19 protein-coding genes are annotated in these 24182 nt (G+C 73.9%); 10 read left to right on the top strand and 9 right to left on the bottom strand.

Annotation, left to right across the window (positions count from 1 at the left end):
- The first annotated feature begins 10 nt into the window (after positions 1–10).
- The 4 genes from F593_RS0103235 to F593_RS0103220 are packed head-to-tail and all read left to right on the top strand — an operon-like array spanning position 11 to position 4299.
- Positions 11–901: an ABC transporter permease gene (locus tag F593_RS0103235; protein WP_022927326.1), complete on the top strand. Its 891-nt coding sequence runs from the start codon at positions 11–13 to the stop codon at positions 899–901.
- Positions 898–1755 (top strand): ABC transporter permease, encoded by an 858-nt coding sequence (locus F593_RS0103230; protein ID WP_022927325.1) that lies wholly within the window; start codon positions 898–900, stop codon positions 1753–1755. The genes F593_RS0103235 and F593_RS0103230 overlap by 4 nt, the downstream gene beginning before the upstream one ends.
- Complete coding sequence (locus F593_RS22105; protein WP_022927324.1) at positions 1745–2881, top strand: ABC transporter ATP-binding protein; 1137 nt, start codon at positions 1745–1747, stop codon at positions 2879–2881. Before F593_RS0103230 ends, F593_RS22105 begins: the two co-directional genes overlap by 11 nt.
- Positions 2881–4299, top strand: a complete 1419-nt coding sequence (locus tag F593_RS0103220) for an NAD(P)/FAD-dependent oxidoreductase (RefSeq protein ID WP_033205269.1) — start codon at positions 2881–2883, stop codon at positions 4297–4299. Before F593_RS22105 ends, F593_RS0103220 begins: the two co-directional genes overlap by 1 nt.
- Before the next feature lie 33 nt (positions 4300–4332).
- Here the strand turns inward: F593_RS0103220 and F593_RS0103215 are convergent, their stop codons facing one another.
- Positions 4333–5886: an LCP family protein gene (locus tag F593_RS0103215; RefSeq protein WP_022927322.1), complete on the bottom strand. Its 1554-nt coding sequence runs from the start codon at positions 5884–5886 to the stop codon at positions 4333–4335.
- A 130-nt stretch (positions 5887–6016) separates the two neighbouring features.
- Between F593_RS0103215 and F593_RS0103210 the strand changes: the two genes are divergently transcribed.
- A complete protein-coding gene (locus F593_RS0103210; protein WP_028721378.1) occupies positions 6017–6433 on the top strand; it encodes an acyl-CoA thioesterase in 417 nt (138 codons plus the stop codon).
- Positions 6430–7722, top strand: coding sequence for a M28 family peptidase (locus F593_RS0103205; RefSeq protein WP_022927320.1), 1293 nt, complete (start codon positions 6430–6432; stop codon positions 7720–7722). The genes F593_RS0103210 and F593_RS0103205 overlap by 4 nt, the downstream gene beginning before the upstream one ends.
- 91 nt (positions 7723–7813) lie before the next feature.
- Here the strand turns inward: F593_RS0103205 and F593_RS0103200 are convergent, their stop codons facing one another.
- From F593_RS0103200 to F593_RS0103185, 4 genes are read right to left on the bottom strand one after another with little or no spacing between them, the layout of a single operon-like run.
- Positions 7814–8710 carry a carbohydrate ABC transporter permease gene (locus F593_RS0103200; RefSeq protein ID WP_022927319.1) on the bottom strand — a complete coding sequence of 299 codons (897 nt, stop codon included), beginning with the start codon at positions 8708–8710 and terminating at the stop codon, positions 7814–7816.
- The gene (locus F593_RS0103195; protein WP_022927318.1) at positions 8707–9684 is read right to left on the bottom strand and encodes a carbohydrate ABC transporter permease; all 978 of its coding nucleotides are present in this window, start codon (positions 9682–9684) and stop codon (positions 8707–8709) included. Before F593_RS0103195 ends, F593_RS0103200 begins: the two co-directional genes overlap by 4 nt.
- Positions 9685–9693: 9 nt before the next feature.
- Positions 9694–11061 carry an ABC transporter substrate-binding protein gene (locus F593_RS0103190; protein WP_022927317.1) on the bottom strand — a complete coding sequence of 456 codons (1368 nt, stop codon included), beginning with the start codon at positions 11059–11061 and terminating at the stop codon, positions 9694–9696.
- Complete coding sequence (locus F593_RS0103185; RefSeq protein ID WP_022927316.1) at positions 11058–12260, bottom strand: ABC transporter ATP-binding protein; 1203 nt, start codon at positions 12258–12260, stop codon at positions 11058–11060. Before F593_RS0103185 ends, F593_RS0103190 begins: the two co-directional genes overlap by 4 nt.
- Before the next feature lie 441 nt (positions 12261–12701).
- On the opposite strand from F593_RS0103185, the gene F593_RS22100 reads away from it, so the two are divergent.
- Positions 12702–14540, top strand: a complete 1839-nt coding sequence (locus tag F593_RS22100; protein ID WP_033205266.1) for an ATP-binding protein — start codon at positions 12702–12704, stop codon at positions 14538–14540.
- A 27-nt stretch (positions 14541–14567) separates the two neighbouring features.
- On the top strand, positions 14568–15806 hold the full coding sequence (locus tag F593_RS30735; protein WP_033205263.1) for a response regulator transcription factor: 1239 nt from the start codon (positions 14568–14570) through the stop codon (positions 15804–15806).
- 31 nt (positions 15807–15837) lie between these two features.
- Here the strand turns inward: F593_RS30735 and F593_RS0103175 are convergent, their stop codons facing one another.
- Both F593_RS0103175 and F593_RS0103170 read right to left on the bottom strand, forming a co-directional pair.
- Entirely contained in the window at positions 15838–16761 is a 924-nt protein-coding gene (locus F593_RS0103175; protein ID WP_022927315.1) for an alpha/beta fold hydrolase, read from the bottom strand.
- Between the two features lie 159 nt (positions 16762–16920).
- A complete protein-coding gene (locus F593_RS0103170) occupies positions 16921–17124 on the bottom strand; it encodes a cold-shock protein (protein ID WP_022927314.1) in 204 nt (67 codons plus the stop codon).
- A 213-nt stretch (positions 17125–17337) separates the two neighbouring features.
- Here F593_RS0103170 and F593_RS0103165 point away from each other — a divergent pair, with 213 nt between their 5' ends.
- On the top strand, positions 17338–18363 hold the full coding sequence (locus F593_RS0103165; RefSeq protein WP_022927313.1) for an MBL fold metallo-hydrolase: 1026 nt from the start codon (positions 17338–17340) through the stop codon (positions 18361–18363).
- A gap of 81 nt (positions 18364–18444) precedes the next feature.
- On the opposite strand, the gene F593_RS0103160 is transcribed toward F593_RS0103165, so the two are convergent.
- Positions 18445–20847, bottom strand: coding sequence for a galactose oxidase early set domain-containing protein (locus F593_RS0103160; RefSeq protein ID WP_157251512.1), 2403 nt, complete (start codon positions 20845–20847; stop codon positions 18445–18447).
- Between the two features lie 122 nt (positions 20848–20969).
- Here F593_RS0103160 and F593_RS0103155 point away from each other — a divergent pair, with 122 nt between their 5' ends.
- A complete protein-coding gene (locus F593_RS0103155; protein WP_022927311.1) occupies positions 20970–22124 on the top strand; it encodes an iron-containing alcohol dehydrogenase in 1155 nt (384 codons plus the stop codon).
- A 69-nt stretch (positions 22125–22193) separates the two neighbouring features.
- On the opposite strand, the gene nhaA is transcribed toward F593_RS0103155, so the two are convergent.
- The gene (gene nhaA, locus F593_RS22090; protein ID WP_022927310.1) at positions 22194–24128 is read right to left on the bottom strand and encodes a Na+/H+ antiporter NhaA; all 1935 of its coding nucleotides are present in this window, start codon (positions 24126–24128) and stop codon (positions 22194–22196) included.
- Positions 24129–24182: the final 54 nt, after the last annotated feature.

Raw genomic sequence — 24182 nt, 5'->3', positions numbered from 1 at the left:
AGGAACGATCGTGTCCGTCTCCGCATCCCCACCCCTGCCGGCCGCCGCGGCCCCGCCGCCCGGCCGGACCCGTCGCGGGCTCCGCAACGGCTCCCTGTTCCTGCCCGCCGCCGTGCTGCTGGCCGCGTTCTTCCTCGCGCCGCTGGCCGTCATGGTCGTCCGCGCGTTCACCGACCCGCAGACGGGGTTGCAGAACTTCAGCTGGTTCTTCGGCGACGCCGTCCAGGTCGACGTCCTGATCCGCACGTTCCGCACGGCGCTCATCGTCACCGTGGTCTGCGCGCTGTTGGCGTACCCCTACGCGTACCTCATGACGGTCGTCGGCCCGTTGGGCCTGGCCGTCCTAACGCTGCTCGTCCTCGTGCCGTTCTGGACGAGCCTCATGGTCCGCACCTTCGCCTGGGTCATCCTGCTCCAGGACACCGGCGTCGTGAACGACGTCCTCGGGTTCTTCGGGCTCGGACCCGTGCAGCTCATCCGCACCACGACGGGCGTGGTCATCGGCATGAGCCAGATCCTGCTGCCGTTCATGGTCATGCCGCTCTACGCGGTGATGCGCGGCATCGACCGCAGGCTCCTGCAGGCCTCGAGCGGGCTGGGGGCCAAGCCGCTGACCACCTTCGTCAAGGTGTGGCTGCCGCTGTCTCTGCCGGGCCTGGCCGCCGGCGCGCTGATGGTCTTCATCTCGAGCCTCGGCTTCTACGTGACGCCCGCGCTGCTCGGCTCGCCCGACACCGCGCTGGTCTCGCAGCAGATCTTCACCCAGGTCAACGGGCTGCTCGAGTGGGGCCGGGGTGGTGCGATGGGCGTGATCGTCCTCGTGATGACCCTCGTCCTGCTCGCGGTCTCCGCGGGGGCCCTGCGGCTCCTCGGCGGCCAGCGGCCGGAGGGACGGGCATGAGCGCCCCGACGGTCACGGACGGCGCTACGCGCGCCTCCGTCCCGGCGGCGCCGCGCAAGCCGAAGCGCCGCGTCGGCCGCGGCCTGCTCTGGGCCTTCTCCGCCCTCGTCGCGTTCTGGCTCGTCGCCCCCGCGCTCGTGGTGATCCCGCTGAGCTTCACCGACAAGCAGTCCCTGGCGTTCCCGCCCACGGGCTGGTCGACCCGGTGGTACGAGAACTTCTTCTCCGACCCCACCTGGGCGGCCTCGCTCTGGTCGAGCATCCAGGTCGGCCTGCTCACGACGGTCGTGGCGACCGTCGTCGGCACGGCGGCCGCCCTGGGCCTGGCCCGCCTCGGACCGCGCGGTCAGACCCTTGCCCGCGGCGCGCTGATGGCGCCGATCATCGTCCCGGTGATCGTCGTGGCGGTCGGCACCTACGCGCTGTTCCTGCGCTTCCGGCTGCTGGGGACGCTCCCCGGATTCGTCGCCGCGCACACCGTGCTGGCGCTCCCGTTCGTGATCATCCCCGTGAGCGCGAGCCTCGCCGGGCTGGACCGGCGGCTGCAGGACGCGGCTGCGATCTGCGGCGCGAATCGCTGGGCCGTCCTGCGCCAGATCACGCTGCCCCTCGTCGCCCCCGGGATCCTCTCCGGCGCGCTCTTCGCCTTCGTGACGAGCTTCGACGAAGTCGTCATCTCCCTGTTCATCCAGAGCCCGTACCTGCGCACCCTGCCCGTGCAGATGTACGGCTCCATCACCCGCGACACCGACCCCACCATCGCCGCCGCCGCGACCATGATCCTCGTCATCACGACGAGCCTCGTCGTCGTCGCGTCCGCCGTGGCCCTCAGGAGGATCAAGCATGCCCGCTGACCTGCAGTCCGGCGGGGCGTCCATCACGCTCCGCGGCCTCACCAAGCACTACGGCGACGCGGTCGCGGTGGCCGGGATCGACCTCGAGGCCCGTCCCGGGGAGTTCCTCACCTTCCTCGGCCCCAGCGGCTCGGGGAAGACGACGACGCTCAACATGATCGCCGGCTTCATCGACGTCACGGCGGGCGAGCTCCTCATCGACGGCCAGGCCGTGCACTCCCTGCCGCCGCACAAGCGCGACATCGGCATGGTGTTCCAGCAGTACGCGCTGTTCCCCCACATGACCGTCGCGGAGAACGTGGCCTACCCGCTCAAGCAGCGCAAGGTGGAGAAGGGGGAGCGCGGCCGGCTCGTCACCGCGGCCCTCGCGGCTGTCGGCCTCGACGGCTACGACGCGCGGCGCCCGTCCGAGCTCTCCGGCGGCCAGCAGCAGCGCGTCGCCCTGGCCCGCGCGATCGTCTACTCGCCGCAGGTGCTCCTGATGGACGAGCCGCTCGGCGCGCTGGACCGCAAGCTCCGCGACACCCTGCAGCTCGAGATCAAGCGCATCCACGCCGAGCTGGGGACCACGTTCGTCTACGTGACCCACGACCAGGAGGAGGCGCTCGCGCTCTCGGACCGCATCGCCGTCTTCAACGCGGGGCGGATCGAGCAGGTCGGCACGGCGGAGGAGCTCTACGACGCCCCCGAGACCGTCTTCTGCGCGCAGTTCCTCGGCGAGTCGACGCTGTTGCAGGGGACGGCCCGGCCCGACGGCGGAGCGACCCTCGTCGAGGGGCCGGGGGTGCGGGTCCACGCCGGGCGCGGGCACCACTCCGCGGGCGCCGCGGCCGTGGTCGTCCGCCCCGAACGGATCACGCTCGTCCCCGCGACGGACGACGCCCCCGCCGGCAACGCCGTCCGCGGCCGGGTGACGGAGGACGTCTACCTCGGCAACGGCCGCAAGCTGCAGATCGAGCTGCCCGACGGCTCCGCGGGGACGGTCCGCGAGACCGCCGCGGCACGCTCGGCCTGCCGCTCCGGGGACGAGGTGTGGCTCACGTTCTCGGCCGACGACGCCGTCGTGCTCCCGGACGACGGCGCGAGCGCGCCGACCGCGCCCGTCGCCGCCGGGGCGGCCGCCTGATGCGCGGCCTCGCCCTGCGCGACGGTGGTACCGACACCCTCGCCCGCCGCAACGGCGGGCCGTCCTTCTGGTACGCCGACACCCACCTGCCGGGTCGTCGCCCGCCGCTGCCTGGCGACCGGACCGTCGACGTCTGCATCGTCGGCGCCGGCCTCACGGGGCTGTGGACGGCCTACTACCTCAAGCAGGCCCGACCCGAGCTGTCGATCGCGCTGCTCGAGCGAGAGTTCGCCGGCTTCGGGGCGTCTGGTCGCAACGGTGGCTGGCTGTCCTCGGAGTTCGTCGCCCCGCGCGCCCGGGTGGCCGAGCGGGTCGGCCACGAGCGCGTCGTCGCGCTCCAGCGGGCGATGCAGGAGACCGTCGACGAGGTCATCGCCGTCCTCGAGCACGAGGGCGTCGACGCCGACGTCGCGAAGGCGGGGCTGCTGCACGTGGCCCGCAACCCCGCGCAGCTGCACCGGCTCCGCGCGCACCTGGAGGAGGACCGGGCGTTCGGGCTGGGCGAGGACGACGTCGCCGAGCTCGGCGCGGCGGAGCTGGCCGACCGCGTCCGCGTGACCGGCGCGATCGGCGGCACGTGGAGCCCGCACTGCGCGCGCGTGCAGCCCGCCAAGCTCGTGCAGGGCGTCGCCGCCGCGGTCGAGCGGCTCGGGGTGCCGATCTACGAGGGCACCACCGTCTCCGAGGTGCAGCCGGGCCGCGCGATCACCGACCACGGCACCGTCAGCGCGCGCTACGTCCTGCGCTGCCTCGAGGGCTTCACCCCGGGCCTGAAGGGCCACCGGCGCACGTGGCTGCCGATGAACAGCGCGATCGTCGCCACGGCGCCCCTGCCGGAGGCGGTCTGGGACCAGATCGGCTGGGACTCGCCCGCCACGCTCGGCGACAACGCCCACGCCTACATGTACGCCCAACGGACGGCCGACGGCCGGATCGCCCTGGGCGGCCGCGGCGTGCCGTACCGGTTCGGCTCGCGCACGGACGAGAACGGTCGCACGCAGCGCCAGACGGTCGAGGGCCTCGTCGCCCTGCTGCACGACATGTTCCCGGCCACCGCCGACGTGCCGATCGACCACGCGTGGTGCGGCGTCCTCGGCGTGCCGCGCGACTGGTCGCCCTCCGTGCACCTGGACCGCGAGACCGGGCTGGGCTGGGCCGGCGGCTACGTGGGCAGCGGCCTGGCGACCACGAACCTCGCGGGCCGGACCCTGCGCGACCTCATCGTCGGGGACGACACGGAGCTGACCGCGCTGCCGTGGGTGCGCGACGGCGTCCGCCGCTGGGAGCCCGAGCCGTTGCGCTACCTGGGCGTGCACGCGATCTACCGGCTGTACCGCACGGCCGACCGTCGCGAGATGGGCGGCCTGGACCGCACGAGCCGCCTGGGCCTCCTGGCGGACCGCATCGCCGGCCGCTGAGCGCCCGGCCGCGCCGCGAGGGCGCGGCCGGCCTCAGCCGTCGTAGCGGACGAGGGAGCGCGCGATGGCGCGCATCTCGTTGTTCGTCAGGCTGTTCTTCAGGGAGTTGTTGACCCAGTAGGTGCCGCTCGGCGTCTGCCACAGCAGGCGGCGGATGCGCTTGCCGTCGTACTCGATCCGGAACGTGCGGCCGCCCAGGCGGACGGAGTCCGTCGCGAGCGCCAGGACGGGCGGGTCCTTCCAGGAGGTGCCCTGGATCCCGTAGTACTGGCCCGAGCCGTCCTTGCCGCCGGCCAGGTCGACCACGATGCGGTAGCCCTGCCACGGGAACGCCCGGCCGCCCCGGGACTGGATGTCGTAGCCGCGGGAGTAGTTCTCGCGGTAGCGCGCCTCGTACTCCATGAGCCGCGGGATGTAGATCGGCGCGTCGCGGAAGTCGCGAGCGATGCCGGACTGCTGGACCACCGCCTTCGCCGCGGCCGGGGCGGCGGTGAGGGTCTTCGGCGTGCGGGCCTTCGCGCGCCGGACCTTCTTCTTCTTCGGCTTCGTCGTGGTGCCGGAGCCGCCATCGGCATCCGGGGAGGATCCGATCGACGTCGAGCCGCCGCCGGGGGACGAGCCGGGATGCAGGAACTCCTTCGCGGCCTTCGCCAGGCCGGCGGGCGTGGTCTGGAGCGCACCCTCCTCCGTGTCCGTCGTCTCGAGCGTGACGCGGCGCGTCGGCTTGCCGACGACGTCGAGGCCGAGCTTGACCACGCCGAGCAGGCCCTTGCCGGAGCGGATGTCGGTGTCGACGAACTTGAAGATCGCCTTCGTCAGCTTGTCCTGCTGCGTGATGAGCGACGAGGTGGCGATCTGGCCGCGCGCCTCCGCGAGGTAGTGCGCCTGGCGCGCCTCGCGGACGACGTCGTTGTCGAGGTGCCGGAACCGGACGTAGTCCAGGGAGTCCTCGCCGCACAGGCGCTGGTAGCCGGCGGGCACGTCGATGGTGGCGTAGCCCTCGGAGCCGCCGCCCGCGGGCGGGTTGTTGTCGTTGAAGTACTTGCGGTCCACGTCGACGTAAAAGCAGCCGAACTCCTTCACGGCCGCCGAGAACGCGGAGAAGCGGATCGACACGTAGTGGTGGATGTCGAAGCGCTCCTGCGGCGTCGACAGGATGCGCTTGAGCTGCTCGATCAGGCCCTTCGGCCCGTTCGCGAAGGAGGCGTTCAGGCGAGCGGACGAGCCGCCCTGCACGATCAGGTCGCGGGGGAGGGAGAGCATCGACGTGACCTTCGCGTCGCCGTCGAGGCGCACGAGGATCATCGTGTCCGAGCGCTGGCCGCTCTTCTCGCCCTTGCGGGCGTCGTCGCCGACGAGCAGCATCGTCTGCGGCTTGCCCGGCTCGACGTCGGAGAGCGCCTCCTTGGCCTGCTGGGTCGCCTGCGTCGGCTCCGCGAAGTTCTGGACGATCTGGTCGGCCTCGCGACGGATCGTCGTCGCAACCGCGGTGCCGACGACGACGAGGACGAGGACCCCTGCGAGCAGGAAGCGGAGGGCGAAGGCGATGCCGGGACGCGGCGGACGGTGGGCGTGCGGCGAGCTCATGGCGGACGGGACGGGCCGGGGTGGGGACGGCGGCCCGCCGAAAGGCGCCCGCGCGCCGCGCGGAGCCGTCCACGAAGGTAGCGCACCCGGTCGCCGCCCCGTGCGGGTCCGGAGCGCTAGCGTCGGGAGCATGACCACCGAACGCGGCCACGTCACGCGCGTGACCATCCCGCTGCGCTACCGCGACCTCGACACGCTGGGGCACCTCAACCAGTCCGTCTACCACGTGATGCTGGAGGAGGCGCGCGTCGCGTTCATCCTCGACGTCCTGGAGAAGCAGCTGGGCGCGTTCGTGCTCGGCCGCGTCGAGATCGACTACCGGCACGAGGTGCGCCTGGGCGACCGCGAGGTCGTCATCGACACGTGGCTCGACCGCGTCGGGAACTCGAGCATCCGCCTGGCGTCGCGGATCGCGAAGCCCGACGGCACCGTCGCGGCCGAGGCGATCACCGTCCTCGTCGGCTGGGACCCGGAGAAGCGCGGCGCCCGCCCCCTCAACGACGACGAGCGGGCCGCCCTGAGCGCCGCGGAGGCGGCGACGGCATGAGCACGCCGGGCGGGACGGACGCGGGCCGGGGCGACGTGGCGGCCCGCCCGACGGGCGGCGTCGCGGGCGTCGACCGCGCCGTGCTGCGTGAGGTCGTCGAGACGCTCGCCCCGCTCGTGCGCCGCGCCGGCTCGGAGGACGAGCACCGCGCCGCGGAGTGGATCGCCGAGCGCCTGACCCGCGCGGGCGCGCCCGCCCACGTGGAGGACGCGACGTTCCTCGGCGGCTACGCCCGGCTCGTCGGGGCGCTGAGCGTGGCCGGCGCCGCCGCGGGCATCGTCGGCCTGAGCAGGCGCGGCCGCGGCCTGGGCATGGCGCTCGGCGTCGCGGCGGCCGCGGCGATCGCCGACGACGTCTCGAACGGCCCGCGCGTCGCCCGCCGTGCGACGCAGAAGCCGCAGCGCACGTGGAACGTCGTGGCCGAGGCCGGCGATCCGCAGGCCGAGCGCACGCTCGTGGTCATGGCGCACCACGACGCCGCGCCGACAGGCGCGATCTTCGACCAGACGCTGCAACGCAAGATGCTCGACGTCGCGCCGGGCCTGTTCGAGCGCATCGACACCGCACTCCCCGTGTGGTGGCCCGTCGTCGGCGGCCCCGCGCTCTCGGCCCTCGGGGCCGCGCTGCGCCGCCCTCGCCTGGGCCTGCTCGGCGCGGGCCTCAGCGCCGGCTCGACCGCCGCGATGGCGAACATCGCGCGCGCCGACGTGGTGCAGGGCGCGAACGACAACCTCTCCGCCGTCGCGGCGCTCGTCGCGCTGGCGGAGCGGCTGCGCGCGGCGCAGGACGCCGGCGACGGCGTCGGCGTGCGCGTGCTGCTCGTCTCGTGCGGTGCGGAGGAGGTCATCCAGGGCGGCATCTACTCGTTCGCCCAGGAGTGGTTCCCCAAGCTCGACCGCGAGACGACGTGGTTCCTCAACCTCGACACGATCGGCTCGCCCGAGCTGGTGTCGATCGAGGGGGAGGGACCCGTGGTGATGGAGGACTACCACTGGCGGTCCTTCCGCGACCTGGTGCACCGGGTGGCGTGGCGGGAGGGCCTGCCGCTGCGCCGCGGCATGCGCGCCCGCTCGAGCACCGACGCGGTGATCCCCTCCCGCGCCGGCTACCCGACGGCGTGCCTCGTGTCCTTCGACCGCGCGAAGGCGATGTCGAACTACCACCTGCCGACGGACACCCCGAACGGCCTCGACTACGCGACGATCGCGCGCGCCGTGGTGCTGACGGAGGCGGTCGCCCGCGAGCTCGCGGGCGACGCCGCCGCCAGCGGGGTCAACAGCGGGACGTAGGGGCGCCGCGGGGTGTTGCGCGCCGCGGGGCTTGGAGGCGCAGCGGGGCGGGGAACCTGCCGGCTCCCCGCCCCGCCCCGCCGCGGCGCGCCTACCCCTTGACCGCCCCCGCCGTCAGCCCGGCCACGATCCGCTTCTGGAACGCGAGCACGAGGATGATCAGCGGGATCGAGATCAGCACGCTCGCGGCCGCGATCAGGCCGACGGGCTGGGCGTAGCCGCCTCCGGCGGTGTCGTTGAAGTTGCCGATCGCCGCCGGGACCGTCCGCGCCGCCTTCGACGTCGTCAGCGTGATCGCCAGGAGGTACTCGTTCCAGGCGAAGATGAACGTCAGGATCCCGGCCGTCGCCATCCCGGGCGCGGCGAGGGGCACGACGACCTTGCGGAACGCCTGGAACCGCGTGGCCCCGTCGACGAGCGCCGCCTCCTCCAGGTCCCGCGGGATCTCGCGGAAGAAGGAGGTGAGGATGTAGGTCGTGAGCGGCAGCGCGAACGTGAGGTACGGGATGATCAGGCCGATCAGGGTGTTGTTCAGCCCGAGGTCCGTCCACAGCTGGAAGATCGGCAGCGCGATCGCGATGGGCGGGAACGTCGTCACCGACAGGATCAGCGCCAGGATCGTGAACTTGCCGCGGAACCGCAGCCGCGCGAGCGCGTAGGCCGCGAAGGATCCGACGAGCACGGAGAGCAACGTCGTGACCGTGGCGACGATCGCGCTGTTGCGCAGGCCCGCCACGAAGTCGTCGTTCTGGAACACGTCGCTGTAGTTCGAGAGCGTCGGGTTCGGCGGGTAGAGCGCGGCCACGCCGATGTCCTGGCTCGTCCGCAGCGAGATCTGGACGAGCCAGTAGAACGGGAAGAGGCAGAAGAGGACGACGAAGACGACGCCGATCCACAGGACCGGCGAGGTCCCCTGCCCCTTGCGCTTCTTCGGGGACCGCTCGGCGACCTCGGGGCTCGCGGGGCGGGCGGGGGCGACGGTGCTCATGTGTTCTCCGAGGTCGCGTCGCGGAGGTTGCCGCCGACGAAGCGGATGTAGATCAGCGAGACCGCCATGACGACGACGAAGGTGATCACCGACAGCGCGGCACCGGAGCCGATGAGCTGGTCGCCGGAGAACGTGCTGTAGGCCTCCGTGGAGAGGGTGCTCGTGCCGTACTGGCCGCCCGTCAGCACCCACGGCAGGTCGAACACCCGCAGGGCGTCGAGCGTGCGGAAGATGAGGGCCACGGCGATCGCGGGCCGCAGCAGCGGAAGCGTGATGCGCCGGAACTGCTGCCACTTCGTCGCCCCGTCGACCCGGGCGGCCTCGTAGAGGTCGCCCGGGATCACCTGCAGCCCGGCGAGCAGCATGAGCGCCATGAACGGCGCGGTCTTCCAGATGTCGGCGATGATCACGACCGCCATGGCGTCCGGCGTCGACGCCAGCCGCACGCGGTCTGCGCCCGGCAGGCCGAACGCGCTGAGGACCTGGGGGACGAAGCCCGAGTCCGGCGCCGTCACCGTCTGCCACACGATCGCCGAGACGATCGTCAGCACGGCGTACGGGACGAGGATCGTCGCCCGCAGGAGCCCGCGGCCCTTGAAGGCCTGGTGCATGATCAGCGCCATCACGAGCCCGAGCGTCAGCTCGGCGCTCACCGAGATCACCGCGAAGACCACGGTGTGCAGGAACGCGGACCAGAAGTCGCCGGACGCGATGCCCGCGGCGGCCGCGAAGCCGGACGTGTCGCCGAACAGGGCCGCGGTGTAGTTCTCGAACCCGACCCAGCGCGAGGCGCCGGCGGTGGTGCGGGAGTACTGGTGGAGCGAGAGCCAGATCGCGTACCCGATGGGGTACGCCGCGACGACCGCCATCAGGGCGAGCGTCGGCGTGATCATCGCCGCGGCGAGGCGGCGCTCCCCGGTGTAGAGGGAACGCCGCCTGCGCGGCGGGCGCCCGCGCAGGCTGGTCGTGGCCATGGTGGGGGCCTAGAAGGTGGTCAGCGCGGAGGAGATGGCCTTGTCCGCGGCCTCCAGCGCGGCCTCCGGCGTCGTCCGACCCGACAGCGCCTTGGCGACGTTGCTCGAGATCGCCGTCGAGACCTGGGTGTAGGCGGGCGAGACCGGGCGGGCCTGGGCCTGCTCGACCGCCGTCTTCAGCGCGTCCGAGAAGGGCAGTGCCTTCTTGATCTCCGCGTCGTCGTAGCTCTCGTTCAGGACCGGGGCCAAGGAGTACTCCGTGGCGCGCAGGCGCATGGCGTCGGCGTTCGTCATGACGTCGACGAGCTTGAGCGCCGCGCTCGGGTTCTTCGAGAACTTCGAGATCACGAGGTTGGAGCCGCCGAGCACGCCGGCCGCCTGGCCGCCCTCGAACGTCGGCAGCGGGGCGACGTCGAAGTTCTTCTTCACGGCCTCCGTCTTCGACTCCTTCTCGAGCGAGTAGGCGTAGGGCCAGTTGCGCATGAACCCGGGCTTGCCGGAGTCGAACGCCTGCTGGCTCTCGCCCTCCTGGTAGGTCAGGACGGCCTTCGGCACCGCGCCGTTCTTCACGCCGTCGGCCATGAGCTTGAGCGCCGCGAGGTTCTCGGGCGAGTTGATCTCGGACTTCGTGCCGTCGTCCGAGAGCACCTTGCCGCCCGCGCCGTAGGCGACCTCGAGGAAGTGCACCGTCAGGCCCTCGTAGGCCTTGCCCTGGTAGACGAGCCCGCCCGCGTCCTTCGCCTGCGAGTAGAGCGCCTGCCACGTGTCGGGCGGCGTCGCGGTGCGGTCCTTGCGGTAGTAGAGGAGCCCGGCGTCCGTCTTCTCCGGCACGCCGAAGTAGCTCTTCTCGTAGGTCGCGGTCTCGAGCGTTGACGGGATGAACTCCGCCTTGCGGGCGTTCACGTAGTCCGTGACGTTCAGCAGCCAGTCCTGGGCGGCGAACTGCGCGGTCCACACGACATCGGACTCGAACACGTCGCACTCGCCGGACTTCGCGCGCTGGCGGCGGACGAACTGCGCGTTCTGCTCGTCGGCGGCGTCGGGCAGCGTGATGACGTCGACCTTCAGGCCGCTGGCCTCGGTGGCGGCCTGCTTCACGGCCGCCTTCGCCGCCTCGATGGTGAGCGCCGGGGCGCAGAGGGTGACGTTGCCCTTCGCGGTCTCGATCGACGCCGGGTCGATCCCCTGGGCCTTGCTGCCGCCGGACCCGGAACCGCCTCCGGCCGCGCCGGAGGACTCGCCGCCGTCGTCCCCGCCGCAGGCGGAGAGGGCGAGCGCGCAGGCGCTGGCGAGGGCGGGGACGGTGTACCTGAGGTGCTGCTTCACGGGGTGCTCCTGGAGGACGGTGCGCCGGGGGACGCGGGAGGACGTGGTCATGCGCTGGTGAGCGTCGGGGCGGTCGACTCGTGGTCGGCGAGCGACAGGCCGGTCTCGGGGTCGAACAGCGCGATGTGCGACGTGTCGATGCGCAGCCGCGCGTGCTGGCCGACGGCCACGCGGCTCATGGGGTCGAGCCGGGCGACGAGCTGCTCGCCGGGACGCGACGCCGTGGCGTCGCCCAGACCCGACTGCTGCGCCAGATCGTCGAGGGACTGCGAGCGGGCGCCCGTGCTCTCGGGGGAGAAGTACGCGAAGAGGTCGGAGCCCATGGACTCGACGACCTCGATCTCGACGTCGAACTCGGGGCCGGTGCCCTCCTCGAGCGCGGCGTCGGAGAAGCCCTCGGGCCGGATGCCGAGGATCACGGACTGGTTCGGCGACGCGCCGGTCAGCCGCTCGCGCCACCAGTCGTTCACGGGCAGGTCGCCGCGCGCGGTGCGGATCTCCCCTCCCTGCAGCTCGGCCGCGATGAAGTTCATGGCGGGCGACCCGATGAAGCCGGCGACGAAGATGTTGCGCGGGTGGGCGTAGAGGTCGCGCGGCGTGCCGACCTGCTGAAGCTCCCCGGCGTTGAGCACCGCGACGCGGTCGCCGAGCGTCATCGCCTCCGTCTGGTCGTGCGTGACGTAGACGGTGGTCGTGCCGAGCCGGCGCTGCAGGCGGGCGAGCTCCGTGCGGGTCTGCACGCGCAGCTTCGCGTCGAGGTTCGACAGCGGCTCGTCCATGAGGAACGCCCGCGGGGAGCGCACGATCGCGCGGCCCATCGCGACGCGCTGGCGCTGACCGCCGGAGAGGTTGGCCGGCTTGCGGTCGAGGTGGTCCGAGAGCTGCAGGACCGCCGCCGCCTCGTTGACCCGCGTCTCGATCTCGTCCTTCGGCCGGCCCGCGATGCGCAGCGGGAACGCGAGGTTCTGGCGCACCGTCATGTGCGGGTAGAGCGCGTAGCTCTGGAAGACCATCGAGATGTCGCGGTCCTTCGGCTCGAGCTCGTTGACGACCTCGCCGTCGAGCAGCAGCTCGCCCTCCGAGATCCCTTCGAGGCCCGCGATCATCCGCAGCGCCGTCGACTTCCCGCAGCCCGACGGCCCGACGAAGATCATGAACTCGCCGTCGGGGATGTCGAGATTGAGGTCCTTCACCGCGTGGAACCCGTCCGCGTACCGCTTGTGGATTCCTCGGAGCTCGATGCGCGCCACTGTGTCCCTCTCCTGGGCCGTCGGGGGTGCCTGCGGCCACCTTACTCCGCACGTGCCGAAGAGCACACAAAGCTCTTAGGCGTACGCCGGTCGGGTGGGTGGGCTGCGATCCGCGCACGCCGTCCGACGGCGCGCGGCGCCGCCGTAAGGCCTCGACCGGACCGGCGGCGCGCGCGTAAGGGGTGCGCCCTCCGCATCCGCACCATCCGCCCGATGTGGCGCGGGGCGCCGTGGCCCAGGATCGATGACGTGACCACCCCGACCGATGGGAGCGCATCGTGTCCACCCTCCTCACCCAGCAGCTCGTCCACGCCCGCCACGCCGACCTCGACCGTGCCGCCGCACGCGCGGCCCGGGTCGACGTCGACCGCCACGCCGCCGGCCGGACCGGCTGGGTCGCGACGGCCCGGCACCTCGTCGCCGGGGCGGCATACTCCCGGCATGGTCTCCCGCGTCACGAGCGCCCGGTTCGTGGGGCGCACGGCGGAGCTCGCCGAGCTGCGCGCCGCGTGGCACGACGCGGTGGCCGGGCACCCGTCGCTGGCGTTCGTCGCGGGTGAGAGCGGCGTCGGCAAGACCCGCCTGCTGACGGAGTTCGAGCGCCACGTCCGGGAACCCGCAAGCGTCGACGCGACGCCGGTGGGGCGCGTGCTCGTCGGCGACTGCGTCCAGCTGGGGACCGGGGAGTTCCCCTACGCCCCGCTCGCCGCGGCGCTGCGGCCGCTGGCCCGCCGCGGCGACCCCGTCCTCGACGCGCTGCCCGCCGCCACCCGCGCCGAGCTCGCGCGCATCGTCCCGGGGATGCTGCCCGCAGGGACCGAGCTCGCCCCGCCCGCCCCGTCCGGGCCCGATGCCGACCAGGCCCGCCTGTTCGAGGCGCTCCTCACCCTCCTGGCCGCCCTGGCCGAGGACGCCCCGTTGCTGCTCAGCATCGAGGACCTGCACTGGGCGGACCACTCCACGCGCGCGTTCCTCTCCTTCCTCTCTCGCAGCCTCTGCCAGGAGCGGCTGCTGGTGGTGGCGACCTACCGGCCGGACGAGCTGCACCGCCGCCACCCCCTCCGCCCACTCCTGGCCGAGGTCGAGCGCGAGGCCCGCTCCCGTCGCCTCGAGCTGCGGCCGCTCGTGCCCGACGAGCTCCGCGAGCTGCTCGTCGACGTCCTCGGCGGCCCGGTCGACGACGATCTGCTGCACCGCCTGTGGTCGCGCTCCGAGGGCAACCCGCTGTTCACGGAGGAGCTCCTGGCGGCCGACCTCGACGGCCGCGGCGCCCTGCCGCCCACGCTCCGCGACGCGCTGATGTTGCGGATCGAGCGGTTGCCCGCCGAGGCCCAGGAGCTGCTGCGGCTGCTCGCCGTCGGCCAGCGCCTCGGCCACGAGCTGCTCGCGGACGCCGGCGAGACCGACGCTCGCCTGCTGCGGGAGGCGCTGCGCGAGGCCATCGCCCACCACATCCTCGTGGTCGACGAGGAGGGCCGCTACGCGTTCCGCCACGCCCTGCTGCGCGAGGTCGTCGACGACGACCTGCTCCCCGGGGAGCGTGCCGAGCTGCACCTGCGGCTCGCCAACGCGCTGGAGCGGCGGGTCGAGGCGGTGGGCGAGGACGTCGGCCTGACGAGCGCGGCCGCCCACCACTTCCAGGCCGCGGGCGACCAACCGCAGGCCCTGCGCGCCGCCGTCCGCGCGGCGGCCGCGGCCGAGCGGGTGCGTGCGCACGGCGAGGAGGCCGAGCTGCTCGAGCGCGCCCTCGGGCTGTGGCGCCAGGTGCCCGACGCCGCGGCGCTGACCGGCGTCTCGCGGTTCGACGTGCTGCTGCTGACGGCACGGGCGCACGAGAGCGCCGGCGACCCGGCGCGCTCGGAGTCCCTGCTGGACGCCGCGCTCGAGGAGGTCGACGAGGAGGCGGAGCCGCGTCGCGCGGCCTCCGCCCTGGAGGCGCTCGCTCGCGTGCGTTGGTCGCAGATGCGCTCGGACGACGCGCTCGCCGCGGCCCGCCGCGGCCTCGACCTGCTCGCCCACGATCGGTGCGTCGAGCGGGCGCGGCTCATGGGTCACTGGGCGAGGTTCCGCATGTTGCAGGGCCGCTTTCGCGAGGCCATCCACGACGCCCGTGAGACCCTCGTGCTCGCCCAGGAGGTCGAGGATCCCGTCGCCGAGTTCGCCGCCCGCAACGCCCTGGGCGTCGCGCTCGTCGCCACGGGCGACCCGGACGCCGGGGCCCGCGAGCTGCGCCGGGCGATCGCCGTCGCCGAGCACGGCGGGCGTGAGGCGCGGCGCTAGAGCGCCTACATCAACCTCGCCGACGTCATGCACGTGGCGGGCCGCACGCGCGAGGCACTGGCCATCGCGCACGAGGGTCTGGCGCTGATGCAGCCGCGGACGCTCAGCCGGGTCTGGATGGAGACCTCCATCTCCGAGTACGCCCTGGCGTTCGGCGACTGGGACCTGGCGGAGCGGATGCTCGTCCCGCTCGACCGCCGGACGTGGGACAGCGGACGCCTCAACGTCGTGCTGCGCCAGGCTGAGCTCGCGCTGGCGCGTGGCGACGACGAGGTCGCCCGGGCCCTGCTCGACGAGGCCGAGCCGCGGGCGCAGGACGCCGCGGAGCCGCAATGGCACGGACCGCTGGGCATCGCCCGCGCGGCGCTCGAGGTGCGCGCCGGCGACCTCGACGCTGCGTGGCGGGCGGCGGAGACCGCGCTGCAACGCATCGAGTTCTGCACGGAGGACGTCAGCCGGATCGCGCACGTGGCGTGGTGGGGCGTGCGGGTCGCGGCGCAGCAGGCGCAGCAGGCCCGGGACCGGCACGAGGACGACGCCCCGGCGATCGCGCGCGCCGAGGCGATGGCGGAGCGCGCGGAGGCCGCGGCCACGGAGGGCGGGCCGATCGCGCGCGCCTGCTGCCTCGTCGCCCGCGCGGAGCTGGCCTGCGCCCACGGGCGACCGGACCCGGCCGCCTGGCGCGCCGTGCTCGAGGCCTGGGAGGCGCTCGAGTACCCCTACGCCGTGGCGACGACCCACCTCCGGCTCGCCGAGGTGCAGATCGAGCTGGGCGACCGTGAGACGGCGACGACGCACGCCCGGGCCGCGCTGGCGGGTGGCCGGCGGCTGGGCTCGCGCTGGCTCGTCGACGACGTGACGGGCCTGGCGGCCCGTGCGCGGCTGCGGCTCGAGGAGCCGAAGACCTCTGGGGCCGGAGGCGGAGCAGTATCCGACGCCGCCGACGGCGCGACGGACCCGGGCACCGGGGAGGCCGACGGGACGACGGCGGCGGGGATGCCGCCGCCCCCGGGTGTGGCCGCCGCGCACGGCGCGAGGCCGGCCGAGGACCCCTTCGGCCTCACCCCTCGCGAGCGGCAGGTGCTCGCGCTCGTCGCGGAGGGCGCCACGAACCGCGAGGTCGGCGCCCGGCTGTTCATGGCGGAGAAGACCGCGAGCGTCCACGTGTCGCGGATCCTCGCGAAGCTCGCCGTCCGCAGCCGTACGGAGGCGGCGGCGGTGGCCCACCGGCTCGGGCTGGCCGGCGAGGCGACGCCGGCGGGCTAGGGCGACCGCCGGGGGCGACTCGCGCGGCGTCCTACGCGACCGCCGCGACGGGCCGCTGCGCGCGCTCCGTCACCGACGCCAGCGCCCGGAGCAGCTCGGGGTTGTAGGTCTTCGCGCGCATCGTCACCGCGCCGTGGGTGCCGGGGGCCTCGAACAGCGGGGCGTCGAGGGAGTCGGCCAGCTCGCGCTGCTTCGCGGGCGGCACCGAGGTGTCGTCGCGGGTCATCACGACGGCCGCGGGCACCGTCAGGGCGCCGTTCCACGGGCGGGCGTCGAAGCGGCCGAGCTCGCGACCGGCCTCGGCGAGGTCGACGGCGGAGCCGCGTCCCAGCTCGACGGCGTGCCAGCTCGTCGCGGCGTCGTCCTTGCCGCCCATGGAGCGCACCGCGCCCCGCCAGATGAAGTTCGGGGCCAGGCCGAGCGCGAACCGCACGCCGCCCATCGTGCGCCAGAGCAGCTTCATGCGCGGCTCGGTCCAGTCCGTGGCGGTCGCGGAGAGGACGAGACCCAGGACGACGTCGGGGTGGTCGCGGGCGACGAGCTGGGCGATCGCGCCGCCCATGGAATAGCCGACCACGATCGTCGGGCCGGCGCCGACCTCGCGGAGCACCGCGGCGGCGTCGTCGGCACACGACTGCAGGCGGAACGGTTCGGTCGTGCGCAGCCCGCGGCCGTGGCCGCGGTGGTCGAGCGCCAGCACGCGGTAGCCCGCGTCCTGCAGCGGCCCGTAGGTCGTGAACCAGTTCAGGTCGGAGGAGAACATCCAGCCGTGCAGGAGCAGCACGGCGGGGCGATCGGTCTCCCCGGTGTCACGGAGGAAGAACTCGCCGCGACCGCGCACGTGGATGATCCGACCGGGCGGAAGCGCCACGGGCGGCTCGGGCACGGAGGGCGGGGCGTCCGTCGACGGTGCGCCGGAACGCGGAAGAAGGGCCGAGAGCACGGGCCAGGCCATACCCCGATCCTACGCATCAGTACCCCCGGGTCCGCTGCGATGGGTCACGCAGGGCGTACAGCCTTCATGGGCCCCGGGAACGACGAAGGCCCCGCAGTGCGGGGCCTTCGGATCCTGCTGCCGTCCGGCGCGAGCGCCGGACGAACGAAGTCGGGTGTCTTAGATGACGTCGACGTTCGTGGCGTTGGGGCCCTTGGGGCCGGTCTCAGCATCGAAGGAGACCTTCGCGCCCTCGGCAAGGGTCTTGAAGCCCGAGCCGTTGATGGCCGAGTGGTGGACGAAGAGATCCTTGCCGGCCTCGTCGGGCGTAATGAACCCGAAGCCCTTCTCCTCGTTGAACCACTTAACGGTGCCTGTGGCCATGTGATGTCCCTCCGTGGGGAATTGTGTTGTGCAACGGCGCGGAGGGTGCTGATGCAACGACTGCGAACGCTGGCACTGCTTCGCCGGACCGGATGGCCCAGCACTTACGCCCCGAAGCATGGCACACCCGGATGCTCCGCGCCACGGTCTTCTTTCCGATGTGCTTCGAGCCCCCTCCCTGGGATCGTCCGGAGGGTGGATACCGTCCCCGGCATGGATGGAACCTTGAGTGGCCGACCCGCGAGCTTCGAGGGCGGGCTGCGACCCGTCGCCCCGGGCACGTGGGCGTGGCTCCAGCCGGACGGTGGATGGGGCGAGGCGAACGCCGGCCTCGTCGTCGGCGACGGCGCTTCCGCGGTGATCGACACGCTGTGGGACGAGCGGCTCGCGGCGGCCATGCTCGCGGCCATGGGCGCGCCGACGGCCGCCGCGCCGATCGCCCTGGCGGTCAACACCCATCACGACGGGGACCACTGGTGGGGCAACGCCCGGCTGCCCGCCGGCGCGCGAATCGTGACCTCCCAGCGCAGCCTCGACGCGATGCGTCACGAGGGCACCCCGGCGGACCTCTCGCGTCTGCGGCGGCTGGCCGGGCTCACGGCCCGGATCCCCGGTCGCCCAGGGGCGATGGGCCGCTACGTCCGGTCGATGCTGGCCCCGTTCGCGTTCGACGACGTGACCCTGCGGTTCCCCGACGACGCGTTCTCCGGTCGGGCGACGGAGCGCGTCGGCGGACGCGCGCTCGAGCTCGTCGAGGTCGGCCCGGCGCACACGCCCGGCGACCTCGTCGTCCACCTGCCCGACGTCGGCGTGGTCTTCGCCGCCGACGTCCTCTTCGTCGGCGTCACCCCCGTGATGTGGGAGGGGCCGGTGGAGAACTGGATCGCCGCCCTCGACACCGTCCTCGGCTTCGGCGCGGAGACGATCGTGCCCGGCCACGGGCCGCTCTCCGGGCCCGCCGAGGTGCGGGCGCTGCGCGACTACTGGGTGTGGCTCGCGGCGGCCGTGGCCGAGCACCACGCCGCCGGCCGCTCGCCGCTGCAGGCGACGTTGCAGATCGTGCGGAGCGCCGACTTCGCCCCGTACCGCGCGTGGTTGCACCCCGAGCGGGCCGTCATCAACGTCACGACGATCCACCGCGGACTCTCCGGCCTCGGGCCCCTGGCGCAGACGCCGCCGGTCCGGATCCGGCTCTTCGATCAGGTCGCCACGGTCGCGCGGACGATCGAGCGCGGTTGAGGGCACCGCCGGTGCCGTTGCGAGCCCGGCCGGGGGCCGCCGGGCCCGCGGGGCCCGGCGGCCGTCCGCCGTCCGCCGCCTTCAGCGTCCCCGGGGCCGCAGTCGGACCGTCACGGTGCGCCGGGCGACGTTGCCGGAGGGGTCGCGGGCGGTGGAGCGCAGGCGGACCTTGAGGACCCGGCCGGCGCGCAGCGTGCGGCGGGCGCTCTTCGACAGTCGCAGTCGCAGCTCGCCGCTGAGTCGCGACTTCGTGAGCCGGACGGTGGCGGAGCGCTCGCGCTCGCGGGCGATCTTCGAGCGGACCGTGATCCGCCCGGGCTCGTCGGCGCCCACCCGCAGCCGCAGCACCGTCGCGCGGCGGCCCGGCCGCCGCAGGGCCAGGGCCGCTCGGGGCCCGGCGGTGTCGCGGACCCGCGGGCCGGGCGCCGGCGTGGCCGGTGCGCGCGTGCCCGTGGCGCCGTCCCCGGGACCCGGGGGCGGCGACCAGTCCGGGCCGACCAGCGGCGCGTTGGGCGCGTCGCCCTGGACCTGCACCCACCGCGCGACGGACGGCGTGCCCGTCTCGTCCCAGGCGAAGAGCATGTACCAGCCGGGAGGCGCCACGTCGGACCAGGACGGGGCCCGGAGGTTGACGCCCTTCCCGGGCACGCGCTCGATCACGGGCAGGTCGACGAACGCGCGGTTCATGTCGACGGAGTGGGTGACGGCGGTCGGCGCGATCAGGGTGGCGCGGACGATCTTGCGTCCCGGGACCTCGTCCACGCCGAGCCCGAAGGCGGCGCCCCAGCGGACGGCGGCGGGACCGCTCGTGATGGTCGGGCGCGGGGCACGCTCCGCCCCGTCGAAGAGGTACGCGGGCTCGTAGATCTCGCCCTGGTCCTTCGGCGCGTCGGCGGGGCGATTCGGCGTGTCCATGGGACCGCGGTCGGGCGTGTCGCCCATGCCCCAGTAGTCGTCGCCCGCGGAGAGCACGCGCCCGTCCGGGAGCAGCACCGCGGTGGAGTGGTAGCCGCGCCACTTCGCCTGCGCCGGTCCGACGCGCCAGCGGTCCTGGCCGGGCTGCCACAGCTCGACGCTCTTGAGCTCCTGCTTGCCGCCCGAGGCGTTGTTGTCCTGGCCGGCCTGCCGGTCGAAGCCCGCCGAGCCGCCGATGTAGGCGAACCCGCCGTCGGGCAGGGTGACGAGCGTGCCGTAGGAACGGCCGACGTTCATGTTCGGCACGTCGCCCGGGCCGCCGGAGGACCACCGGGGCTGCGCCGCCGCGAAGTCCGTGGTCTCCACAGTGTTCGTCGCCGGGTCGAGCGGGCGCTCCTTCGGCGCCGTGGCCCAGTCGGCGCCGTAGCCGCCGAGGAACATCATGCGGCTCGTGCCCGGCAGCAGCGCCGCGCTGCCGCCCACGCGCGCGCTCGACGCCGTCCGGGGGCCCTGGTCCCACGCGCTGCCCTCCGCGCCCGGGCGCGACAGGTCGGCGGGGTCCAGCGAGCGCGTGTCGCCCTCGGTCTGGCCGACGAACCCGAGCCGGCCACCGGGGAGGATCTGCATGTGAGGGTAGAAGCCGTAGGTCTCGCGCTTCGCCGGCAGCGACGACGTCATCGTCCCGACGCCCCCGCGCCCGGCGGCGGGGGTGAAGAGCTCGAACTCCTGGTTGTCCGCGCCCTTCCCGACCTCGTCGTACCCCGAGGTGATGCCGATCCGCCCGTCCGGGAGCAGGACCTGGGTCGGGTACCAGCGGCCGTGGTTCATGTCGGGCTGGGTCGTCCACGTCTCCGTCCACGGGTCGAAGGAGTACGTGCCGCCCCAGCCGCCGTACTCCTCGTGGCGGTTGTTGCCGTAGCTGGGGTAGAACGCGTTGCCGCCCGCCACGTAGAGCTCGCCGCTGGGCAGCAGGGACTGGCCGGAGCAGAAGAGCGGGGCGGGGGCGACGTCGTCGGCCTGCCCGTCGCCGTCGAAGTCGATCGTCTCCTGGGGCGGGTCGATGCGCTTCGACTCGCCCGTGTCCGGATCCCAGAGGTAGAACGGCGCGGCGTTCGTCCGCAGCCAGGTCGTCTCGAGCGCCCCGCGGCCCCAGTAGGCGACCTTGCCCGTGGGCAGCATCGCGGCGTTGAGGGCCCACGTGGGCATCCCGATGCGCTCCGTGGACCACCGGCCGACCTGGTCGGCCGGGCCCGCGGCGGCCGTGGCGCGCGTGGCGGCCCGCCGGACGCGCGCGGCGACGCGGGCCTTCTCGGCCGCCGGCCGGGCCCGCCACCGACGCAGCGCGGCGCGCTGGCTCGCGTGCTCCGCAGCGTGCTGGGGACCGATGCTGCGGCGCTCCTCGCGCTGCAGCGCGCGCTCTCCGGCCCGGCTGCCGGCGGAGTGGCCCGCGGCCCCGTGCGCGTGGGCCGGTGCCGCGTCGTGGAGCACCGCCGCGGGGGCGATGAGGGCCAGGACCGAGGTCGCCAGGACGGCCCGGCTCAGGAGAGGCCGTGGAACATGTACACGCACGCCTGGAGCCAACCACGCCCCGGCCCCCGGCGCCATCGGACGGACGGACGGTTGAGGAGGGGAGCCGCGCCTCCCCCCATCTCCGCGACCGCTCGCCCGGGGGCCGCTGGTAGCGTCGCGCCATGGCCCTCGTGCTGCCGTCGTCCGTGTGGATCGAGCCCGGTGCCCGCCGGCGGGTGGCGGACGAGGCCGCAGCGCTCGACACCTCCCGCGCGCTGGTCGTCGCCGACGCGTTCCTGACGGAGCGGGGGGTGACGGGCGAGATCGTCGCGCTGCTCGAGGAGGCGGAGTTCGCCGTCGCCGTCTTCGACGAGATCGAGCCGGACCCGACGGACGCCGCGATCGACGAAGGTCGCGCCGCGCTCGTCCGCCACGAGGCCGACGTCGTCGTCGCCGTGGGCGGGGGGAGCGTGCTCGACGCCGCGAAGACGATCGCCGTCCGCGGCGCGAACCCCGGGCCGCTGCGCCAGTACATGGGCTACGGGCAGCTCGCCGGCGCGGGGCTGCCGGTGATCGCGATCCCGACGACGGCGGGCACCGGCTCCGAGGCCACCCGGGTCGTCGTGGTCACCGACATCGCGACGGACACGAAGATGATGCTGCTCGACGACCGCCTGGTGCCGAAGGTCGCGCTGGTCGACGTGGAGCTCAGCGCGACGATGCCGCGCCCCCTGACCGCGCACGTGGGGGTCGACACGCTGACCCACGGCATCGAGGCGTACGTGTCCCAGAAGGCGACGCCGGAGACGGACGAGCTGGCCCGCTCCTGCGTCGCGCTCTGCGGCCGGCACCTCGAGGCGGCCTGGCGCGACGGGTCCGACCTGGAGGCGCGCGCCGGGATGGCGCGCGCGGCCTACGAGGGCGGGGCGGCGTTCGCCAACAGCTCCGTCTGCCTCGTGCACGGGATGAGCCGCCCGCTCGGCGCGGTCTTCCACGTGCCCCACGGGCTCTCGAACGCCGTGCTGCTGCCCGCGGTCACCGCGTTCTCGCTGCCCGGAGCGCCCGAGCGCTACGCCGAGGTGGCGCGGGCGTTCGGCGTCGCGACGGACGGCGACGACACCGCGACGGCCGGGCAGGCGCTGCTCGACGCGCTCGAGCGCCTGAACGCGGCGCTCGAGGTGCCGCGCCTGCGCGACCTCCGCGGCGTGGACCGGGAGACCTTCGACGCGGCGCTGCCGAAGATGGCCGCCGACGCCCTGGACTCCGGCAGCCCCGACCGCAACCCGGTCGTGCCGACGCAGGAGGAGATCGAGGAGCTCTACCGCCGGGCCTGGTAGGTCCGCGGCGCACGGAGCGGTCGGCCGTGCGGGACCGCCTTAGTCGCCGACCGCCTCGGTCGGACCGTCTCAGTCGCGCCCGGCCTGGTCGCTCTCGGCCAGCCGCGTCGACTTGGCGCGGAGCTTCGCCGTGCGCACCGCCGCGCGCAGGGCGTCGATGTCGTAGACGCCGTGGTGGCGGCGACCGTTGATGAAGAACGTCGGGGTGCCGGAGACGCCGCTCTCGTCCGCGCCGTCCACGTCGCGCTGGATGCGGGAGAGCCAGCGGCGCTGACGCAGGTCCTCCGTGAAGCGCTCGACGTCGAGTCCGACCGCCTGGGCGTGGCCCACGAGCTGCCTCGGACTCAGGGCGTCCTGGTGCTCGTAGAGCCGGTCGTGCATCTCCCAGAACCGGCCCTGCTCGGCCGCCGCCTCGGAGGCCTCGGCGGCGAGCTGGGCGTTCGGGTGGACGTCGGCCAGCGGCAGGTGCCGGAAGACGTAGCGCAGGTGGTCGTCGCCGGCGCGTGCCATGAGCTCGCGGATCGTCGGCTCGGCGCGCCCGCAGTAGGGGCACTCGAAGTCGGCGTACTCCACGACGGTGACGATCGCGTCGGGGTCGCCGCGCACGTGGTCGCGCTCCGGGTCGACGTCGTCGGCCAGGTCGACGAGCTGCTCGGCCACCGCGCCGAGCTGACGGGCCCGCATGCTGTCCGGCAGCCGCTTCGTGATCTGGAACACGAGCAGCGCGAGCACGGGGGAGACGAGCGCGGAGGCGAGGATGCCGATCTTCGCCTGGTCCAGGAGCGCGCCGTCGAAGGCCCGGCTGGCGATGAGGACCGACACGGTGAAGCCGACGCCGGACGCGGCGCCCGCGCCCGTCAGGACGGGCCAGGTGATCGCAGGCCGGGAGCCACCGAAGACCTTGCGGGTCGCGAGCCAGGCGGCGCCGACGATGCCGACGGGCTTGCCCACGAGGTAGCCGACGAGGATCCCCAGCGTCACGGACGAGCCCGCCGCCGCCGCCAGCGCGTCGCCGTTCAGGACGATCCCGGCGTTGGCGAGCGCGAAGATCGGGACGATCACGTAGGTCGTCCACGGATGCAGGCTGTGCTGGAGCCGGTCGTTCGGCGAGATCGCCGACGCCAGGCTGCGCTGGGCGGCCGTGGCGAGCTCGGGGGTCGGCTGCTCGCGGAAGGAGCGCGTGAGCTCCGTCGCCCGCTCCAGGTCGTCGCGGTTGGGCGGGTAGGAGCTGGTGACCAGGCCGATGAGGAGGCCCGAGATGACGGGGTCCACCCCCGAGCGGAACATGGCCAGCCACATCGCCAGGGCGACGCCGACGGCCAGCGGGGCGCGGAACCGGCGCACGTAGCGCAGCGCGAGCAGGACACCGAAGAGTGCGGCGGCGATGCCGAGCGCCAGGACGTTGACCTCGTCGGAGTAGAAGACGGCGATCACCGCCAGGGCGAGGAGGTCGTCGACGACCACCATCGTCAGGAGGAACACCCGCACGCGGACCGCCGCGGCGGGCGTGACGAGCGCGAGCGAGCCCAGCGCCAGCGCGGTGTCGGTCGACATCGCCGCACCCCACCCCGCGGCGCCCGGCCCGCCGGCGTTGAAGGCGAGGTAGACCCCGACCGTGACGGCCATGCCCCCGAGGCCGGCCATCACGGGCACCGTCAGCCGCGCGCGCTCCCGCAGCTCGCCCTGGTCGAGTTCCCGCTTGGCCTCCAGGCCGATCACGAGGAAGAAGAGCGTCATCAGCCCCTCGTTGACCCAGCCCCGCAGGTCGGTGGCGATCGCGTGGTCGCCGAGGGTGAGCGCGAACTCCGTGTGCCACACGTCCTCGTAGGACGCCGGCCACGGCGAGTTGGCCCACAGCAGCGCGGCGATCACGGCGGCGACGAGGACGACCGCGCCGCCCGTCTCGGCGCTGAGGAACGCCCGCACCGGGGCGGCGAGGTTGCGGGCCCAGGCGGTCCTCGCGACGGGTCGCTCGTCTCGGTTGCCGAAGGGAAGGCCGTGCACGCGCCGGAGATTAGAGGGCCGGACCGGCCGCTCCGCTACGGTCGGACGACCGCC

Origin of the sequence: Patulibacter americanus DSM 16676, assembly GCF_000420025.1 — a bacterium.
GTDB lineage: Bacteria > Actinomycetota > Thermoleophilia > Solirubrobacterales > Solirubrobacteraceae > Patulibacter > Patulibacter americanus.
This window is presented reverse-complemented; position numbering and strand designations above follow the sequence as displayed.

What these genes read in the sequence shown, in the direction of transcription:
- F593_RS0103200 (WP_022927319.1), bottom strand. Translation starts at nt 8,710, where the DNA reads ATGAGCACCGTCGCCCCCGCCCGCCCCGCGAGCCCCGAGGTCGCCGAG.
- F593_RS0103215 (WP_022927322.1), bottom strand. Translation starts at nt 5,886, where the DNA reads ATGAGCTCGCCGCACGCCCACCGTCCGCCGCGTCCCGGCATCGCCTTC.
- F593_RS0103205 (WP_022927320.1), top strand. Translation starts at nt 6,430, where the DNA reads ATGAGCACGCCGGGCGGGACGGACGCGGGCCGGGGCGACGTGGCGGCC.
- F593_RS22100 (WP_033205266.1), top strand. Translation starts at nt 12,702, where the DNA reads ATGGTCTCCCGCGTCACGAGCGCCCGGTTCGTGGGGCGCACGGCGGAG.
- F593_RS22105 (WP_022927324.1), top strand. Translation starts at nt 1,745, where the DNA reads ATGCCCGCTGACCTGCAGTCCGGCGGGGCGTCCATCACGCTCCGCGGC.
- F593_RS0103195 (WP_022927318.1), bottom strand. Translation starts at nt 9,684, where the DNA reads ATGGCCACGACCAGCCTGCGCGGGCGCCCGCCGCGCAGGCGGCGTTCC.
- F593_RS0103165 (WP_022927313.1), top strand. Translation starts at nt 17,338, where the DNA reads ATGGATGGAACCTTGAGTGGCCGACCCGCGAGCTTCGAGGGCGGGCTG.
- F593_RS0103230 (WP_022927325.1), top strand. Translation starts at nt 898, where the DNA reads ATGAGCGCCCCGACGGTCACGGACGGCGCTACGCGCGCCTCCGTCCCG.
- F593_RS0103155 (WP_022927311.1), top strand. Translation starts at nt 20,970, where the DNA reads ATGGCCCTCGTGCTGCCGTCGTCCGTGTGGATCGAGCCCGGTGCCCGC.
- F593_RS30735 (WP_033205263.1), top strand. Translation starts at nt 14,568, where the DNA reads ATGCACGTGGCGGGCCGCACGCGCGAGGCACTGGCCATCGCGCACGAG.
- F593_RS0103175 (WP_022927315.1), bottom strand. Translation starts at nt 16,761, where the DNA reads ATGGCCTGGCCCGTGCTCTCGGCCCTTCTTCCGCGTTCCGGCGCACCG.
- F593_RS0103190 (WP_022927317.1), bottom strand. Translation starts at nt 11,061, where the DNA reads ATGACCACGTCCTCCCGCGTCCCCCGGCGCACCGTCCTCCAGGAGCAC.
- F593_RS0103220 (WP_033205269.1), top strand. Translation starts at nt 2,881, where the DNA reads ATGCGCGGCCTCGCCCTGCGCGACGGTGGTACCGACACCCTCGCCCGC.
- F593_RS0103170 (WP_022927314.1), bottom strand. Translation starts at nt 17,124, where the DNA reads ATGGCCACAGGCACCGTTAAGTGGTTCAACGAGGAGAAGGGCTTCGGG.
- F593_RS0103210 (WP_028721378.1), top strand. Translation starts at nt 6,017, where the DNA reads ATGACCACCGAACGCGGCCACGTCACGCGCGTGACCATCCCGCTGCGC.